The organism is Nocardiopsis dassonvillei subsp. dassonvillei DSM 43111 (assembly GCF_000092985.1).
Taxonomy (GTDB): domain Bacteria; phylum Actinomycetota; class Actinomycetes; order Streptosporangiales; family Streptosporangiaceae; genus Nocardiopsis; species Nocardiopsis dassonvillei.
Window position 1 is genome coordinate 1046859 of sequence record NC_014210.1, and the last position, 17495, is coordinate 1064353.

Consider the following 17495-nt stretch of genomic DNA (forward strand, 5'->3'; position numbering starts at 1 on the left):
ACGCGTTCCCTGCCGCGACGACCGCCTGACCCCGGGGCGCCCGAACCCGCTACGAGTCCAAGGCCACCGCGGACCAGACCCCGTGTGCCACACCGGTGACACTTTCGGACGGGCGGCCCCGGTGCTCCCCCGGACGGCCCCGACACCGCCTAGACCACGTGCAGCGGGTCCATCCGCACCTGCGCCAGGTGCTCGTCGCGGCGCGCGCTGCGCGCCGAGGCCGCCACCTTGAGCGACCGGGACAGCGCGCCCACCCCGGCCCGGGGCACCCGCAGCAGCGCGCGCTCCGTGGGGTGGGCGCCGTCCGGGCCGACCGCCCGGTCCGCGCCCACCGGCACCGGCCCCAGGAGTTCGGCGCCCTCGGGCAGTTCGATCTGGTCGAGCAGCTCGCGCACGTGCTCGGGAGCGCCGGTGACCGAGGCCATCGCCACCGCGGGGGGGAACTCCAGCTCCCGGCGCTCGGCCAGCTCGCGCTCGGCGAAGCCCGCCGGGTCCCAGCGCACGAACGACTGCACCACCGGCAGCGAGGCGTCGGCCGACACCACCACCGTGCCGCCCGGCCGCACCAGGGCCCCCGCGTTCAGCCAGCGCCGCAGCGCCTCCTCCGAGGCGCGCAGGTCCATCCGGTTCAGCAGCGCCCAGCCGTCCAGCAGGACCGCCGCCGCGTACCCGTTGTCGGCCACCGGTTCGGCCCCCGGCGTGGCCACCACCAGCGACGGCGCGTCCGCCACCCGCGACAGCACCTCCTCGCGGCCCGAGGTGCGCACGGTCAGCGAGGGGAACGCGCGGCCCAGCTCCTCGGCGGTGCGGCGGGCGCCCACCACCACGGCGCGCATGCGGGTGACCCCGCACTCCGGGCACGCCCACTGCCCGGCGACCCGGCCGCACCAGCCGCACGAGGGCATGGCGTGCGAACCGCGCACGGCCAGCGGGCCCCGGCAGGAGTCGCAGCGCGCGGGCTCGCGGCACCCGGCGCAGGCCAGCGTGTTCAGGTAGCCCCGGCGCGGGACCTGGAAGAGCACCGGACCGGTCCGTGCGGCCTCGCGGGCCGCGCGCAGGGCCACGCTCGGCATCCGCGCCGACCGCGCCGCCTCGTCGCGGGCCAGTTCCCGGTCGTCCCCGGCCGCGCGGACCACGGGCGCGCGGCGGCGCAGGGTCGCCCGGTCGGCGGTCAGCGGGTGCGCCCACCCCGACTCCACCAGCAGCTGGGCGTCGGTGGTGCGCGTGTGCCCGCCGATCAGGGCACCGGCCCCGGCGCGGTGCGCGCGCATCGACAGCACCGTACGCGCGTGGGGATAGGGGGCGTGCGGGTCGGCGTGCACGTCGTCGCCGTCGTCCCACAGCACCACCAGCCCCAGGTCGCGCACCGGCGCGAACACCGCCGCGCGCGTGCCGACCACGACCCGGACCGCGCCGCGCAGCACCGAGAGCCAGCGCCGGTAGCGTTCGGCCGGTCCGAGGTCGGCGGTGAGCGCCACGTACCGGCCCTCGCCCAGGCGCTGTTCCAGGGCGTGGTCGACGGCCCGCACGTCGCGGCCGTCGGGCACCACGACCACGGTGCCGCGCCCGGCGGCCAGGGTCTGCACTGCGGCGACCGCCACCGCGTCCGCCCACCCGGTCCCGGGCAGGGCGTTCCACACCGCGCGGGCGGGCTGGCCCGCGCGCAGCGCGCGCAGGAACGAGGGGCCCTCGGGGTAGTCGGCCCAGGGGCCGGGATCGGTGGCGGCCCCGGTGGCGTCCTGTGTCGCTGCCGTAGCGGGGGGCGGGCCTGTCACGGTTGCGGGCGCCCGTGGGGTGTCGGCGGTGTTCGACGGGGCTTCAGGGCCCGTCCGGGCGCCGGGCGGGACCGCCTCGGGAGTCCCGCCCGGGGCCGTCCCGGGCGCCTCGCCCGAGGCGGTCACGGAGGGGGCGCCGTTCGGGTCCGCTCCGGTCGCCGCGATTTCCCAGGAGGGGGCCGCCCCCGGTGTCTTCGGATTTGCGCTGACCCCCGTGGCCTCAGAAGACGCTTCGGTCCCCGACATCTCCGGATTCACTCCGGACCCCGTTGTCCCCAGGGTCGTCGCGGTCGCTGCCGTCTCGGAATTCGCGCCGGAACCCGCTGTCTTTGGGGGCGCGCCGATCACGGCTGTCCCGGAACCCGCACCGGGTTCCAACATTTCCGGATCCGCGCTGGTCACGGCCGTCTCGGGTGCCGCTCCGGACTCCGCTGCCTCCGGAACCGCGCTGACCCCGGCCGCATCCGGAGACGCGTCGGCCCCCGTTGCCTCAGCGGCCTCCGCTGCCTTGGCCGCCTCCTTCTCCACGCGGGCGTGGCGGGGCGGCACCGCCAGCCGCAGCACGTCGCTCAGCGTGCCCGCGTAGCGGTCGGCGACCGCACGGGCCAGCCCCAGGATCTCGGGGGTGAGCACGGGCTCGGGGGAGACCACCGCCTCCAGGTAGGCCAGCCGCCCCGAGAACTCCGAGGTCTCCACCCGCTCGGCCAGGAAACCGCCCAGCTGGCGGTTGTTGAACCGCACCTTCACCCGGCAACCGGGCACCGCCGCCTCGTCCATGTCGGCGGGCACCCGGTAGTCGAAGTACCGGTCCAGGTGGGGCAGCGGGGTGTCCACCACCACGCGCGCGACGGGCAGCCGCTCGGCGGGCCTGCGTGGGGCCGGGCGGCGGGACCTGCTTGCCGCCCGAGCCGTGGCCTTCTCCTGTTCCGGCTCCTGTTCCGGAAGCTCGAAGAGGACCCCGTCGGGCTGACCGGGCTGCGCTGTCATCCTCCTCTGTCTACCAGAACCGTGCGACACCGCCCCGCGCACCGGGCGGCGCGGCCCGGCGCCACTGGTAGAACTGGGGAACCGACAGACCTCGGTGGAGGGGAACCCACGTTGAAGCTTGTCTTTGCCGGAACACCGCAGGTGGCGGTACCGTCCCTGCGCGCACTGATCGACTCCGGCCACGAGGTCGCCGCCGTGGTCACCCGTCCCGACGCCCGCTCCGGGCGCGGCCGGAAGGTCTCCGCCAGCCCGGTCGGCGAACTCGCCGAGAGCGAGGGCATCGAGGTCCTCAAACCCGCCAAGGCGGGCGACCCCGAGTTCCTGGAGCGGCTGGCGCACATCGCCCCCGACTGCTGCCCCGTGGTCGCCTACGGCGCCCTGCTGCCCCAGTCCGCGCTCGACATCCCCCGCCGCGGCTGGGTCAACCTGCACTTCTCCCTGCTTCCCGCCTGGCGCGGCGCCGCCCCCGTCCAGCACGCGGTCCTGCACGGCGACGACATCACCGGCGCGTCCACCTTCCGGATCGTCAAGGAACTCGACGCCGGTCCGGTCTTCGGCACCCTCACCGAGACCGTGCGCCCCACCGACACCAGCGGTGAACTCCTCGACCGGCTCTCCGTCTCCGGCGCCGAACTCCTCGTCCGCACGATCGACGGCATCGCCGCCGACCGGCTCAGCCCGGTGGAGCAGCCCGCCGACGGAATCTCCTACGCGTCCAAGCTCACCCCCGAGGACGCCGAACTCGACTTCACCGCCCCCGCCCTGCGCGTGGACCGCACGGCCCGCGCCTGCACCCCCGCCCCGGGCGCCTGGACCACCTTCCGCGGCGGCCGCCTCAAGGTGGGGCCGGTCACCCCCCTCACCGACGCCGACACACCCGCGCTCGACCCCGGCCAGCTGCACGCCGACAAGAGGCGGGTCCTGGTCGGGACCGCCACCCACCCGGTCGTCCTGGGCGAGGTGCAGCCGCAGGGCAAGCGCGCCATGGCCGCCGTCGACTGGGCGCGCGGCGTGCGCCCAGTCGACGAGGACCGCCTGGGGCGCTGAGCTGCCGTAGTCTCGACCTGGCGGCTGAGCCCGCCGGTCCCATCCCCGGTTTGTTGAGGCAGCACACGTTGAGCGAGCAGTCCCGATCCCCGTACCGCCGTCCCCGCCGCGGCGGGAAGCCCGCGCAGGGCGGCGGCAGGGGCGGGGACGGACAGTCCCCGCCCCGCGACCCCGCCCGCCGCGTCGCCTACGACGTGCTGCGCGCGGTGGGCCAGCGCGACGCCTACGCCAACCTGCTGCTGCCCGCCCTGCTCAGCGAACGCGGCATCAGCGGCCGCGACGCGGCCCTGGCCACCGAGCTGACCTACGGGACCCTGCGCCTCCAGGGCACCTACGACGCGATCCTGGAGGCCTGCGTGGACCGCACGCTCGCCTCCGTGGACACCGAGGCGCTGCCGCTGCTGCGCCTGGGCGCACACCAGCTGCTGTCCACCAAGATCCCGCCGCACGCCGCGGTCAGCGCCACCGTGGACCTGGCCCGCAGGGTCGTGGGCCACCACCGCGGCCGGTTCGTCAACGCCGTCCTGCGCAAGGTGTCCGCCCGCGACCTGGACGCGTGGACGGCCGTGGTCGCCCCCGACCGCGCCACCGACCCCAGCGGGTACCTGTCGGTCGTGCACAGCCACCCGCGCTGGATGGTCAAGGAGCTGGCCCGGGCGCTGGGGGAGCGGTCCGCCAACGGACTGGTCGAGACCGAGCGCCTGCTCGCCGCGCACAACGAGCGGCCCCGCGTGACCCTCGTGGCCAAGCCGGGCCGCGCCACCGTCGCCGACCTGGTGGCCGCCGGTGCCGAGGAGGCCCGCTACTCGCCGTTCGCCGCCTACCTGCCCGAGGGCGACCCGGCGGCGATCCGCGAGGTGCACCAGAACCGGGCCGCGGTGCAGGACGAGGCCAGCCAGCTGGTCGCCCTCGCCCTGACCAGGGTGGACGCCCACGGGGACGACGCGCGCTGGCTCGACATGTGCGCGGGGCCGGGCGGCAAGGCCGGTCTGCTGGCGTCCCTGGCCGGGCAGCGCGACGCCCGCCTGCTGGCCGCCGAGGTGCAGCCCGCGCGGGCCGGACTGGTGGCGGGTGCGGTGCGCCGCTCCCCGCGCGACGCGGGCCGGGTCGTGGTCGCCGACGGAACCAGGCCCGCCTGGCGGCCGGGGGCCTTCGACCGGGTGCTGGTGGACGCGCCGTGCACGGGCCTGGGCGCGCTGCGCCGCCGCCCGGAGTCGCGCTGGCGGCGCACCGAGGGGTCGGCCGCCGAGCTGGCGCCGCTCCAGCACGACCTGCTGACGAGCGCGGTCGAGGCGGTGCGCCTCGGCGGTGTGGTCGCCTACGTCACCTGCTCGCCGCACCTGGACGAGACCGACGGGATCGTGCGCCGGGTGCTCTCCGAGCGCGACGACCTCACGCTGCTGCGCGCCGCCGACTACCTGGACGGGGTGCCCGACCTCGCGGCCGGGCCGGAGGGAAGGTACGTCCAGTTCTGGCCGCACGTGCACGGGACCGACGCGATGTTCCTGGCGCTGCTGCGCAGGTCCGAGCGGTCCTAGGTCCGAGCGGTGCTGGGTCCGAGCGGTGCTGGGTTCGAGCGGTGCTGGGTTCGAGCGGTGCTGGGTTCGAGCGGTGCTGGGTTCGAGCGGTGCTGGGTTCGAGCGGTGCTGGGTTCGAGCGGTGCTGGGTTCGAGCGGTCCTGAAGCCGTGGGGGCCGCTCGCGCGGCGGCCCCCTCACCGACCCGGGCTGGGAAGTCCCCCGGGCCCGTCCACAGGAGGGGATCCGGGGTGGGCGGGAGAGAGACGGCCGGTCACACTGGAACACGGGGGCGTGTCACCGCGCCGACGGACGCCCGCGGCGCCCCCGATACCAGAGTAGGGGCCTGCGCGCCCTTCCCCGGAGCCCTGTGGACAACCCGTCCGGGGCGGCGGGGCGCTCGTCGTCCTCGTTCGTGTTCGGCGCTGTCCGCTGCCGACCGAGGTGTCCGCTACGTAGGGGGTCCTTCGTCCTCCGGCCCGGAAGCGGTGGTGTCCGCTGCCGACGGCGGCGCGGGCTCGGGTACCGGAGGCGGCGCGGACCCCGGCGGAGGTGCGGATTCCGGGGGCGGCCGCATGGTCACCGGAGGTGCGGCCACCGGCGGCACAGGCGCGGACACCAAGGGTGCGAGCACGGGCGCCGGCGGCATGCTCGCGCGCAGGCGCAGGGTCAGCCGCTCGCCCAGCTCCCCGCTGAACGCCCCCTCGTGCGCGACCCCCGCGCGGTCGGCCAGCTCCACCGCGTGCAGGCGCACGACGGCCTCCACCAGCGTGGCGTAGTTCCCGGCCGCCGACCGGGCCCGCACCCACGCGATCCCCGCCACGGCCGCCGCTACGAGCGCTGCGGGCCACCACCACACGGTCAGCGGCAGGTACAGCAGCCCCCACGCGGTCAGCCCGGTGGCGCGGGACAGGTCCTCGCGGGCCGCGGTGACCTCCACGCGCTCCTCCTCCGGCAGGACCAGCCACAGGTGCGGCCACAGCACGGCCAGGTCCGCGCGGTGGTCGCGGGCCAGCCGCGTGCGCACGGCCGCGATCCGGTCACCGCACCAGGTGGGGCGCTCGGGCCGCTCGGGGGAGACCCTCGCCATGCGGTCGTAGGCCTTCGCGAACGCCTCCTCCCGGCCCCGGGCCTGCTCCGCCTCCCCGTTCCGCGCCCGCTCGACCTCCCCGCGCAGCCGGTCCCACCGCGCGCGGCGCGAGCGCACCCACCGCCCGGTCCAGCCGCGCAGCGGCGGCGGCCACCGCTCCCAGTCCGCGGCGGTCCACAGGCGCTCGACCAGCCAGCCCGACCCCCGGGCGACCAGGCCCACGGCGGTGCTCCCGGCCAGCACGGCGGCCAGCACCAGGGCCTGGCCGCCGAAGGTGTCCACCCGAGGATCCGCGGCCCATCCGGTGACACGCTCGGCCAGGTGCCCCGCGTCCCACGCCCCGGACCAGCCCAGGGCGTAGGCGGCGGTGGCGACCGCCAGGTAGAGGGCGCCGGGCAGCGCCAGGGTGCTGACCCACCTCTCGGTCAGCCTGCGGCCCAGTTCCGCCCAAAGGTCGCCCACCGCCTACCGCCCCCGCGGCGGGCGCAGGGCGGCGCCGCTGACCAGGCAGACCGGCACGTCCTCGGCCGGTGTGGGCTCCCACGTGCGCGCGCACCTGCCCTGGGGGCACCCGTACAGGGCGAAGGCGGGGCGGGGCAGACCGATCCCGGCCACCCCCGCGCCCCCGGACCCCACCCGGTGCACTCCGTCGGCGTGGGCGGCCAGCCCGCGCCCGTCGAGGGCGACCAGGGCCTCCTGGAGTTCGGCCAGCTCCGCCGACGCGTCCCCGCCGCCGCGCGCCGCCCCGAGCACCGCGTCGACCAGCGCTGGGCCGCCGGGCACCGGTTCCAGCCGGTCCCTGATGTCGCGGGCGTGCTCGCAGACCACGCCCAACTCCGCCGCGGTGTCCTCGCTCACGGATCTCCCATTCCTCCCGGACGCTCCTGCGCGCGGGCGTCCGCCACGGCACCTGGCACGGGCCCCACCTCCCCGGGGGCCGTGCCAGGCGCGTTCGGACGCCCTCCCCCCACTCCTCTCGGCCACTCCGCATGTCCGAAAAGGGCGATTTGTGATCTACGTCGTAAAGATCCTCCGTGAAGACGCCCCGAACAGTGAGGGGGGAGGGGAAAAACCTCTTCGCGTCCCCGCAGCTCCGGGCCCCGCACCCGGACCACCCGCCCCCCTCCGCCGTGGCTACACTGCACGCGTGGCCATCCAGATCTCACCCAGCATCCTGAGCGCCGACTTCGCGCACCTCGCCGACGAAGCCGCCGCCGTGTCCCCGTCCGCCGACTGGCTCCACGTCGACGTGATGGACAACCACTTCGTCCCGAACCTGACGCTCGGCCTGCCCATCGTGGAGTCCCTGCTCAAGGCGACCGACACCCCCCTGGACTGCCACCTGATGATCGAGGAGCCCGACCGCTGGGCCCCCGCCTACGCCGAAGCGGGCGCGGGCAGCGTCACCATCCACGCCAAGGCCGCCGGGGCCCCCGTGCGCACGCTGCGCGAGATCCGCCGCCTCGGCGCCCGCGCGGGCCTGGCCCTCAACCCCGCCGAGCCCGTCGAGCCCTACGCCGACCTCGTCGGCGAGATGGACATGCTCCTGCTCATGACCGTCGAACCCGGCTTCGGCGGACAGAAGTTCCTCGACGTGGTCCTGCCCAAGATCCGCCGCGCCCGCGAGATCCTCGACAGCCGCGAGGCCTCCGTCTGGCTCCAGGTCGACGGAGGCGTCAGCGACGAGACCATCGAGCGGGCCGCCGAGGCCGGAGCCGACGTCTTCGTCGCCGGGTCGGCCGTCTACGGGGCCCAGGACCCGGCCAAGGCCGTGGAATCCCTGCGCGCCCTCGCCACCGGGGCCGCCGCCAGGTCCTGAGTCCGAAGCCCCGACCCCCCGCAACCGAACGTCCGTCTGCGCAACGATCGCGACACGGTTCCGCCCTTCGCTGGCCCCATCCGGCGTCTCCCCCTAAGCTGTGCGACTCGTAGTCGTGAATCTCGCTTGGTCGCGGCTCCGTCTTCCCCTCCGCCTTCGCGCGCGCGGGGGAGCGGCGCGGCGTGAGCGCGTTGCCAGGCGCGGACCCCTGGGAGTACGCGTTGAACGCTTGGACCGCCGAGCACCTGGCCACGGACGCGCTGTGGGAGGCGGAGACCGCCCCCATCCTCTGGCTCCAGGGCCTGGGGGACTGGCTCGCCTACCCGCTGGGCCTGGTCACCCACCTGGGTTCCCACACGCTCGTCATCCTCGCCCTCACCCTGGTCTTCTGGTGCGTCAACCCCGGCCTGGGGGCGCGCCTGTTCGTCGTGGTGGCCTGCTCAGGCGTGGTCAACCAGCTGTTCAAGTCCCTGCTCTACGGGGCCCGGCCGCCCTGGTTCGACGCCCGCGTCACGGCCCACACGAGTTCGGACAGCTTCGGGATCCCCTCCGGGCACACCCAGGGCGCCACCGTCACCTGGGGCTACCTCGGCATCAGGTCCGGCCGCCGCGCCGTGCTGTGGGCGGCGGTCGCGGTCATCGCGCTCGTCTCGCTCTCGCGGGTCTACCTGGGCGCCCACTTCATCAGCGACGTCGTGGCCGGGCTGGTGCTGGGCGCCGCCCTGCTGTGGGCGGTCCTGCGCTGGGAGGATCGCGTCACCGCCTGGTGGCTGGGGCTGGGCACGGCCCGCTGGGTGGGCTACGCCCTGGCCGTCGCCCTGCTGCCCTGCCTGGCGGCCACCCTGTGGCAGCTGCTGGTGCGCGGTGACTGGACGGTCCCCCAGGAGTGGATCGGCGCGGTCCCCGCCGACCCGGCCGCCGAAACCCTCACCGGCCTGTACACCGTGGCCGGGACACTGCTGGGCGGGCTGGTGGGCTTCACCCTGCTCGCCCGGCGCGGATGGTACAGCGCCTCGGGCACCCTGGCCTCCCGGGCCGCCCGTTTCGTCCTGGGGGTCTCGGTGATCGTGCTGGTGCAGGTGTTCGTGAGCGTGCTCTTCGGCCACCTGGGCGGGCTCGCCAACGCCGCCGTGTCCTTCGCCGCCTACGGCGCTATCACCTTCTGGGCCTCCTTCCTGGCCCCGGAGGCCTTCGTCCGCAGCGGCCTGGCCACCCGGCCCGGGGCCGCCGCCGAGACCTCCTGAGCGGGCGGGACGCGCGGTCGCGGCGACACGCCCGCCGGGGCCGCCCGACCGGGCGCGCGCCGTCCGCGCCGACGCCGGCGGGGCCCGATGATTCGCGTCACACCGGCTAGGCGCGCCTGTTGACGAGGGGTTAGGATCCCTACCAGCAAGTTCAACACGTGCTCCGGGGTCGGTGTAATTCCGAACCGGCGGTGACAGTCCGCGACCCGGCCGAGTCCATCGGCCGGTTGAACCGGTGGAATTCCGGTACCGACGGTGAAAGTCCGGATGGGAGGCAGTACGTGTCGGGACGGCCCCTCGCCGCCCGCGTCCGCTGACGCGCGGCCCCGGTGCCGTCCTGTTCGTGGACCCTTCTCCACGCGTCCCCTCACCCCGGAGCCACCAGGCGAAGGGAAGGCAAGGGCGTGTTCACCGGAATCGTCGAGGAACTCGGCGAGGTCGTCTCCATCCAGGCCGCGGGCACCACGGGCGAGGCCGTACTGCTCACCGTCCGGGGTCCCCTGGTCAGCTCGGACGCCGCACACGGCGACTCCATCGCGGTCAACGGTGTGTGCCTGACCGTCGTCGACCGGGGCGAGGGCACCTTCACCGCCGACGTCATGAAGGAGTCGCTGGACCGCTCCAGCCTCGGCGGCCTGACTCCGGGCTCCCCCGTCAACCTCGAACGCGCCGCCCGCGCCGACGGCCGCCTGGGCGGGCACATCGTCCAGGGCCACGTCGACGGCACCGCCGCCCTGCTCTCCCGGAATCCCGGCGACAACTGGGACGTTCTGCGTTTCGGGCTGCCCGCCCACCTGTCGCCGTACGTGGTCGAGAAGGGCTCGATCACCGTCGACGGCACCAGCCTCACCGTCTCCGCGGTCAGCGAGCCCGGCGCCGAGGATGAGTTCTTCGAGGTCAGCCTCATCCCCGAGACCCTGCGGGCGACCACTCTGGGCGGACTGGTCACCGGTGCCACCGTGAACATCGAGGTGGACGTCATCGCCAAGTACGTCGAGCGCATCACCGCCGTGGCGGCGGTCCGCCCGCGGGCGTGAGCGCCCGCGCACGGCACGAGGGAGCGGACCCGCGCGGGCGGGCCGCCGCCCGCCCCAGCACCCACATCCACGATCCATCCCAGGGAGCGGCCATGACCGTCACCGAACCCACCCCGGCCACGACACCGATCGACCAGGCCGTCGTCCTCGACCCGATCGAGGAGGCCGTCGCCGAGTTCGCCGCGGGGCGGGCCATCGTGGTGGTGGACGACGAGGACCGCGAGAACGAGGGCGACATCATCTTCGCCGCCGAGCTCGCCACGCCCGAACTCCTGGCGTTCATGATCCGCTACACCTCCGGTGTGGTGTGCGTCCCCCTGGAGGGCGGGGACCTGGACCGCCTCGACCTGCCGCTGATGACCGCGCGCAACGAGGAGAGCCTGCGCACCGCCTACACGGTCACCGTGGACGCGCGCGAGGGCGTCACCACGGGGATCTCCGCCGCCGACCGGGCCCGCACCATCCGCCTGCTGGCCGCGGAGGGCAGCGGCCCCGCCGACTTCGTGCGCCCCGGCCACGTCCTGCCGCTGCGCGCCCGCCCGGGCGGCGTGCTGGCCCGGCGCGGCCACACCGAGGCCTCCGTCGACTTCGCCCGCCTGGCCGGTCTGCGTCCCGCGGGCGTGCTCGCCGAGGTCGTCAACGACGACGGCACCATGGCCCGTCTGCCCCAGCTGCGCGCGTTCGCCGACGAGCACGGCCTCAAGCTGGTCTCGGTCGAGCAGCTCGCCGCCTACCGCGAGGCGCTGGGGGAGGCGCTCACCGAGGCCGAGGCCCACCCGCCGCTGGTCTCCCGCGCGGTCCAGACGCGCCTGCCCAACAGGTACGGCCAGTGGCGCGCGGTCGGGTACCGGGGTACCGCCGACGGCGCCGAGCACGTCGCGCTGGTGTACGGGGACCTGACCGACGGCACCGACGTCCTGGCGCGCCTGCACTCGGAGTGCCTCACCGGCGACGCGTTCGGCTCCCACCGCTGCGACTGCGGCGCCCAGCTGGACGCCGCCATGGCCGACATCGCCGAGGAGGGGCGCGGGGTGCTCGTCTACCTTGGCGGCCACGAGGGCCGGGGGATCGGTCTGCTGCACAAGCTGAGCGCCTACAGCCTCCAGGACCAGGGGGCGGACACCGTGGACGCCAACCTGCGCCTGGGCCTGCCCGCCGACGCGCGCGAGTTCGGCGCCGGGGCGCAGATCCTGGCCGACCTGGGGGTGTCGTCGGTGCGGCTGCTGACCAACAACCCCGCCAAGGCCGAGGGACTGGAGCAGCACGGGGTGCGGGTCAAGGAGCGGGTGGCGATGCCCTCCTTCGTCACCGAGGACAACATCGACTACCTGCGCACCAAGCGCGACCGCATGGGCCACGACCTGACCGGCGTCGTCCGCTGACCCCGGCCCTGCGGCGCGGCCGACCGGCCGCCCCGCGCGCGGCGCCCCGGAAGGCCGGGGCGGCGCCCGCCCCGGCGGTGGTCCGGGGCCGCACACTTCGTTCGGAGAGGAAGCAGGAGCCCATGAGTGGTGAAGGACGCCCCGACAGCAGTGGTGTCGACGCCTCGGGGATGTCGGTGGGCATCGTCGTGACCCGTTGGAACGCGGGTGTGGTCCAGCCGATGCTCACCAGGGCGCTGGAGGTGGTGGCGTCCTCGGGCGCGGCCGAGCCCGTCGTGGTGGAGGTGGCCGGAGCGGTCGAGATCCCGGTGGTCGCCCAGGAGCTGGCCCGCAAGCACGACGCCGTGATCGCCCTGGGCGCGGTCATCCGCGGGGGCACCCCGCACTTCGACTACGTGTGCCAGTCGGTCACCCACGGCCTGACCGAGGTGGCGCTGCGCCATTCCACCCCCGTGGGCAACGGCGTGCTCACCTGTGACACCCTGGAACAGGCGCTCGACCGCGCCGGTCTGCCGGGGAGCGCCGAGGACAAGGGCGCCGAGGCCGCGCTGGCCGCCCTGGACACGGCGGCGGTCCTGCGCGGGCTGCGCCGCTGATCCGGTCCGGTGGCGCACGGTGACGGCGGTGGGCCGTCCGCGTACGCGGACGGCCGAAGAGGTGTCGCGCGGGTCCCGATCCGGCGTGTGGCCGTTGGGCGGTCCTCGTCGGGCGGTGCGCGCCGGAGGGCCCGAGGGGTCCGTCCGGCGGGGTACGGCGTCGCGGGACGCGGCGTGCCGGGGCCGCGGCGGACACGGTCCAGAAGTGGAGCAGTTGGTGCGGACGAGGGAACAGCCCGTGGACGGCGAGGAGTCGGGGCAGGCGGTGCTGCCCAGGACGTGGCGGCCCCGGTCGGTGCGGTGGGTCGCCTACGGGCTGGCGCTGCTGATCGTGGCGACCCTGGCGGTCCTGGCCGCGATCCTGCCGGGCAGCTGGGGGGTCATGGACCGGGTCCTGATGGTGGGCCTGGGCCTGGCCATCGCGGCTGCCCTGCACCTGTTGGCCCGGCCGCGGCTGGTGGCCGGTGAGGAGGGTGTGACGGTGGTCAACAGCATCCGCACCCACGTGCTGTCCTGGCCGGAGGTCGTGGACGTGCGGATGCCCGAGGGCGAGCCCTGGCCCTCGGCGGACCTGTCCGACGGCACGACCCTGGCGGTGATGGCCATCCAGAGCGCCGACGGCGAGTCCGCCCGGCGCGCTCTGGAGGAGTTCCGCGCGCTGCTGCACGAGCGCGGCGAGGGCCGCGAGCCCGACCGCTCGTAGGAACCTCCGGGAGGGGCCGCCGAATTCCTGAGGATCGGTGGCTCCCGAGTGTTGTGCGGGGCACATAGTTTGGTACCGAGAGCCACCGACGGAACGTGGAAGAGGTACCGCGTGCGCGACATCCGAGCGGCCGTGTCCGGCCTGTACGCGTCGGGCGAGACGTTCGCGCTGGCCACCGTGATCGACACCTACAAGAGCGCTCCCCGCGACGCCGGGGCGGCGATGCTGGTCAGCGCCTCGGGGGAGGCGGTCGGCAGCGTGTCCGGCGGCTGCGTGGAGGGCGCGGTCTACGAGGAGGCCCTGGAGGTCATCCGCACGGGGGTCCCCGTGCGCCGCACCTACGGGGTCAGTGACGACGACGCCTTCAGCGTCGGCCTGACCTGCGGCGGAACACTGCACATGTTCATCGAGCCGATCAGCCGGTCCGCCTACCCCCAGCTGGGCTCGGTGATCGGCGCGGTCGACGAGCACCAGCCGGTCGCCGTGGCCACCATCGTCTCCGACCCCTCCGACCAGGGCCGGGTGGGGCGGCGCCGGGTGGTCTGGCCCGGCCACGCCGAGGGCGGCCTGGGCAGCGACAGGCTGGCCGACGCCCTGGACGACGACGTGCGCGGCATGCTGGCCCAGGGCAGCACGGGTCTGCTGCGCTACGGCACCGACGGGCAGCGGCGCGGGGACGAGCTGGAGGTGTTCGTGCAGTCCTTCGCGCCCGCCCCTCGCATGCTGGTCTTCGGTGCGATCGACTTCGCGGCGGCCGTCGCCGACCTGGGCACCTACCTGGGTTACCGGGTGACGGTGTGCGACGCCCGGCCGGTGTTCGCGACCGCCAAGCGCTTCCCCACCGCCGAGGAGGTGGTGGTCAAGTGGCCGCACGTGTTCTTGGACGAGATCGCCGACCAGATCGACGAGCGCACGGCCATCTGCGTGCTCACCCACGACCCCAAGTTCGACGTGCCGGTGCTCAGCGTGGCCCTGCGCACCCGCGCCGGGTACATCGGCGCGATGGGGTCCCGGCGCACGCACGAGGACCGGTTGGAGCGGCTGCGCGAGGCCGGAGTGGGTGAGGCGGAGCTGGCGCGCCTGCACTCGCCGATCGGTCTGGACCTGGGGGCGCGCACCCCGGAGGAGACGGCGGTGTCGATCGCCGCGGAGTTGGTGCAGGTGCGGTGGGGCGGCAGCGGGCGGGCCCTGCGTGAGACCAGCGGCCGGATCCACCACGACACGTCGGGTAAACCCCTGGTTCCGGCCGGATTCGGCCACCGTGTGAAGTGAACCGAAACCCGCCGGTCCGTGGAGTGCCTGGTCACGGCGGGTCCGTGGGGGCGGTCGCGGAACAGGGCCGGACGGGCTGTGCCAGGTCGCCCATCCCGCGCGCCCGTGCGTGGCATCATCACGTCATGGGTACTGGGGGGCAGGAGCAGGGCGGGGAGCGTACGGGTCCGGTGGCGGGCCTGCTGTTGGCCGCGGGTTCGGGGAGCAGACTCGGGCGGCCCAAGGCGCTGGTCGAGGTGGGCGGCGAACGTCTGGTGGACCGCGGTGTGCGCACGCTGACCGCGGGCGGCTGCGCCCCCGTCATGGTGGTGCTGGGCGCCGCCGACACCCCGGTGCGCGGCGCCCACACGGTGCACAACCCCGACTGGCGGACCGGGATGGGGTCCTCGGTGCGCGCCGGGATCGACGCCCTGCCCGACACGGTCGACGCGGTGCTGATCGCGCTGGCGGACCAGCCCCTGGTCACCCCCGAGGCGGTGCGCCGCCTGGTGGAGGCGCACGAGCAGGGCGCCCGTGCCGCGGTGGCCACCTACCGCGGCAACCAGCGCAACCCCGTGCTGCTGGGTCGCGAGCACTGGTCCACGGCCTACGCCATGGCCGTGCACGACGTGGGGGCGCGCCCGTTCCTGCGCGCGTACTCCCATCTGGTCACCGCCGTGGCCTGCGACGACATCGCCAGCCCGGAGGACATCGACACGGTGGAGGACCTGGAGCGGCTCAGCGGCGTGCTGGGCGGGGAGTCCTCCGGTCCGGGCTGAGCGCCCTGCCCGGGGCCGTGCGCGCCGGTGGGCCGGGGCTCAGACCAGGGTCTCGGCGAGGATGCCGAACACGTGCTCGGTCGACTCCCCGGGGGCCAGCACGATCAGGTCGGTGCCGGTGGCCAGTGCGTTGGCCGGGCAGGTCATGGGCTCGGCGGCCAGGTGGGCCCGGTGGTCGTCCCCGCCGAGGGTGTCGGCGCTGAACAGCTGCAACCAGCCGAAGCCGCGGTCGCACCACAGCGACACCCGGTGCTCGGGGCCGCTCGCCCGCACCCACGCGCGCCCGTCGGCGTCCCTCTCCAGTTCGGTGAAGGCGGTGTCCAGGACGGTGTCTCCCAGTTGGCGGCCGGGCGTGCGGAAGTCGAAGTCGCCGCCGTCCACGGGAACGGGGCCGCCCACGGGCAGCATCTGCCCGTCCACCGGCTGGCGGGTGCCGGCGGTGACCTCCAGCGCGAACTCCCCGCGCGCGGCCAGGGCCGACAGCGGCTCGCCCAGGGTCAGGTAGGGGTGGAAGCCCAGTCCGAACGGCAGGGGGGAGCCGCCCGGGTTGCGGGCGGTGGTGGCGACCGTCAGCCCGTCGTCGGAGAGCCGGTAGGCGACGGTCATCTCCAGGGGGAAGGGGTAGCCGGGCCCGCCGCCGAAGTCCAGCCGCAGTTCGACCGCGTCCTCGGAGACCGTCTCCGGCGTCCACTCCCGGTCGTGGACCAGGCCGTGGATGGCGGTGCCCGTGGCCGGGTCGTTGGGTGCGGGACGGTGCTCGACCCCGTCGAAGCGGTAGCCGTGCTCGGTCACGCGGTTGGGCCACGGCGCGAGCACCTGGCCCTGGAAGGCCTTGGGTCCGTCCCCGTCGTAGGGCCAGACCACGTCGCGGCCGCGCCAGGTGAGTGCCCGCAGTCCCGCTCCCGTGCGGTCGACGCGCGCTCGGTACTCTCCCGAGCGCAGCTCGATCACCTCACCCACCTGACACCTGCTTCCCCGTCGTGGCCGTGCGTCCGTGTGCCGAACCGGGCGATCATAGCCCACGCGCCCCGCCGGGGGGACACGGCGGGACACGTGACGCGTGTGACGGAGGTTGTTCAGGAGGTTCGGAGGCGGAGTGCGGCGACCGCCGACACCCACAGCATGGCGGTGACGGCTCCGACGGCCAGGGTCAGCGAGCCGTACTGGCCGCCGGTCATCGCCCAGCCGTTGCCGACCAGCAGGACGGTGCCCGCGACACGGGAGGCGGCGGCCGCGCCCCGGTGGCCGGTGCGACCGTAGTGGTGCCCCAGTACGTAGCAGGCGGCGATCAGCGCGGCGAAGGAGACCGATCCGGCGGCCATGTGGCCGTAGCCGTGCCAGGTGAGCTGCTCGGGCATCCCCGCGGGGGTGCCGACGGGGAAGCCGTCGGCCGGGTCCATGACGAGGAGACCCGCCGCGATCATGCCGAGGCCGTTGACCAGGACCAGCCGCGGCGCCCACGTGCCGCCGGGCGCACCGCGCATGGACCGGCGCAGCCCCAGGGCTCCGGCGGCGGTCAGGGCGCCCGCGACCAGGAAGTTCGTGATCTGGAGCCAGCCGAGTTCGCCGGTGCTGAGCGCGCTCAGGGGGTGCCGGGTCAGGTCGAACCCCTCCCGTGCGGCGGCCTGCGCCAGGGAGACGGCGGCCCACAGGGGAGCCGCGAGGGCCGCGCCGGCGAGCAGCGCGCGGGTGGTGCCCGCGGTGGCGCGGCGGACACGGGGTGCGGTGGCGGTGGTGGCGGTCATGGCCGGGGCCTCTCTCGTGTTCTGTGCTTCTCGTTCTCACGTCGCTGCGGCGATGTGACAGGGAACGCGGCCGTTCCCTGTCACATCACCTCGTTCGACGTGTATCCGAAGGCAACGAAAACGAGACGAAGGAGCACGCCGTGCGCTTCCTGATGACCACCCGCCCCTCCGAGGACGCCCGCGACGACGAGGGCCTGTACGCCGAGATGGCCGCGTTCGTGGAGGAGCTCACCGCCTCCGGAGTCCTGCTGGCCACCGGGGGGCTGGAGCCCGGCGGCGTCCGGATGGTCTCCGCCGGAGAGGAGATCACCGTGACCGACGGCCCGTTCACCGAGGCCAGGGAGGCCGTGGCCGGGTTCGCCCTGGTCGAGGTCCGCTCCCGTGAGGAGGCCCTTGAAGTCGCCCGCCGCTTCCGCCGCATCGTCGGCGACGGCGAGAGCGTCATCCAGCAGGTCTTCGGCCCCTGACCGGCCGCGGCGCCGGCCGGGTTGCGCACGAGCCCGGCCGGTGCTGTCATCTTCGGT

16 protein-coding genes and 1 riboswitch are annotated in these 17495 nt (G+C 75.0%); of the genes, 11 read left to right on the plus strand and 5 right to left on the minus strand.

Translation table 11 applies throughout. The features are described from left to right. Window positions 1-149: 149 nt before the first annotated feature. Complete coding sequence (locus tag NDAS_RS04255; protein WP_013151904.1) at window positions 150-2762, minus strand: primosomal protein N'; 2613 nt, start codon at window positions 2760-2762, stop codon at window positions 150-152. Between the two features lie 111 nt (window positions 2763-2873). Between NDAS_RS04255 and fmt the strand changes: the two genes are divergently transcribed. Then, on the plus strand, window positions 2874-3809 hold the full coding sequence (gene fmt / locus NDAS_RS04260) for a methionyl-tRNA formyltransferase (protein WP_013151905.1): 936 nt from the start codon (window positions 2874-2876) through the stop codon (window positions 3807-3809). A gap of 68 nt (window positions 3810-3877) precedes the next feature. Next, window positions 3878-5347 (plus strand): RsmB/NOP family class I SAM-dependent RNA methyltransferase, encoded by a 1470-nt coding sequence (locus tag NDAS_RS04265; RefSeq protein WP_013151906.1) that lies wholly within the window; start codon window positions 3878-3880, stop codon window positions 5345-5347. A 429-nt stretch (window positions 5348-5776) separates the two neighbouring features. On the opposite strand, the gene NDAS_RS04270 is transcribed toward NDAS_RS04265, so the two are convergent. Next, window positions 5777-6877, minus strand: coding sequence for a hypothetical protein (locus tag NDAS_RS04270; protein ID WP_013151907.1), 1101 nt, complete (start codon window positions 6875-6877; stop codon window positions 5777-5779). Between the two features lie 3 nt (window positions 6878-6880). Continuing rightward, window positions 6881-7273: a hypothetical protein gene (locus NDAS_RS04275; protein ID WP_013151908.1), complete on the minus strand. Its 393-nt coding sequence runs from the start codon at window positions 7271-7273 to the stop codon at window positions 6881-6883. A 289-nt stretch (window positions 7274-7562) separates the two neighbouring features. Between NDAS_RS04275 and rpe the strand changes: the two genes are divergently transcribed. The 8 genes from rpe (at window position 7563) to NDAS_RS04315 (ending at window position 15226) form a co-directional block, all read left to right on the plus strand. Beyond that, on the plus strand, window positions 7563-8234 hold the full coding sequence (rpe, locus tag NDAS_RS04280; RefSeq protein WP_013151909.1) for a ribulose-phosphate 3-epimerase: 672 nt from the start codon (window positions 7563-7565) through the stop codon (window positions 8232-8234). Between the two features lie 221 nt (window positions 8235-8455). Continuing rightward, complete coding sequence (locus tag NDAS_RS04285; protein WP_081461697.1) at window positions 8456-9478, plus strand: phosphatase PAP2 family protein; 1023 nt, start codon at window positions 8456-8458, stop codon at window positions 9476-9478. A 154-nt stretch (window positions 9479-9632) separates the two neighbouring features. Next, a riboswitch (FMN riboswitch) is annotated at window positions 9633-9763 on the plus strand. Window positions 9764-9882: 119 nt separating this feature from the next. Then, window positions 9883-10515, plus strand: a complete 633-nt coding sequence (locus NDAS_RS04290; RefSeq protein WP_013151911.1) for a riboflavin synthase — start codon at window positions 9883-9885, stop codon at window positions 10513-10515. Window positions 10516-10607: 92 nt separating this feature from the next. Then, window positions 10608-11897, plus strand: a complete 1290-nt coding sequence (locus NDAS_RS04295) for a bifunctional 3,4-dihydroxy-2-butanone-4-phosphate synthase/GTP cyclohydrolase II (protein ID WP_013151912.1) — start codon at window positions 10608-10610, stop codon at window positions 11895-11897. 122 nt (window positions 11898-12019) lie between these two features. After that, window positions 12020-12493 carry a 6,7-dimethyl-8-ribityllumazine synthase gene (gene ribH / locus NDAS_RS04300; protein WP_013151913.1) on the plus strand — a complete coding sequence of 158 codons (474 nt, stop codon included), beginning with the start codon at window positions 12020-12022 and terminating at the stop codon, window positions 12491-12493. 238 nt (window positions 12494-12731) lie between these two features. After that, window positions 12732-13196 carry a PH domain-containing protein gene (locus tag NDAS_RS04305; RefSeq protein ID WP_013151914.1) on the plus strand — a complete coding sequence of 155 codons (465 nt, stop codon included), beginning with the start codon at window positions 12732-12734 and terminating at the stop codon, window positions 13194-13196. Between the two features lie 111 nt (window positions 13197-13307). Beyond that, a complete protein-coding gene (locus NDAS_RS04310; RefSeq protein ID WP_013151915.1) occupies window positions 13308-14468 on the plus strand; it encodes an XdhC family protein in 1161 nt (386 codons plus the stop codon). A gap of 170 nt (window positions 14469-14638) precedes the next feature. Then, complete coding sequence (locus tag NDAS_RS04315; RefSeq protein WP_041552345.1) at window positions 14639-15226, plus strand: nucleotidyltransferase family protein; 588 nt, start codon at window positions 14639-14641, stop codon at window positions 15224-15226. Window positions 15227-15265: 39 nt separating this feature from the next. Here NDAS_RS04315 and NDAS_RS04320 read toward each other — a convergent pair whose 3' ends face one another. Further along, window positions 15266-16186, minus strand: a complete 921-nt coding sequence (locus NDAS_RS04320; RefSeq protein WP_013151917.1) for an aldose 1-epimerase family protein — start codon at window positions 16184-16186, stop codon at window positions 15266-15268. 116 nt (window positions 16187-16302) lie between these two features. Beyond that, window positions 16303-16971: a DUF998 domain-containing protein gene (locus tag NDAS_RS04325; protein ID WP_013151918.1), complete on the minus strand. Its 669-nt coding sequence runs from the start codon at window positions 16969-16971 to the stop codon at window positions 16303-16305. Window positions 16972-17111: 140 nt separating this feature from the next. On the opposite strand from NDAS_RS04325, the gene NDAS_RS04330 reads away from it, so the two are divergent. After that, a complete protein-coding gene (locus NDAS_RS04330) occupies window positions 17112-17438 on the plus strand; it encodes a YciI family protein (protein WP_013151919.1) in 327 nt (108 codons plus the stop codon). Window positions 17439-17495 lie beyond the last annotated feature (57 nt).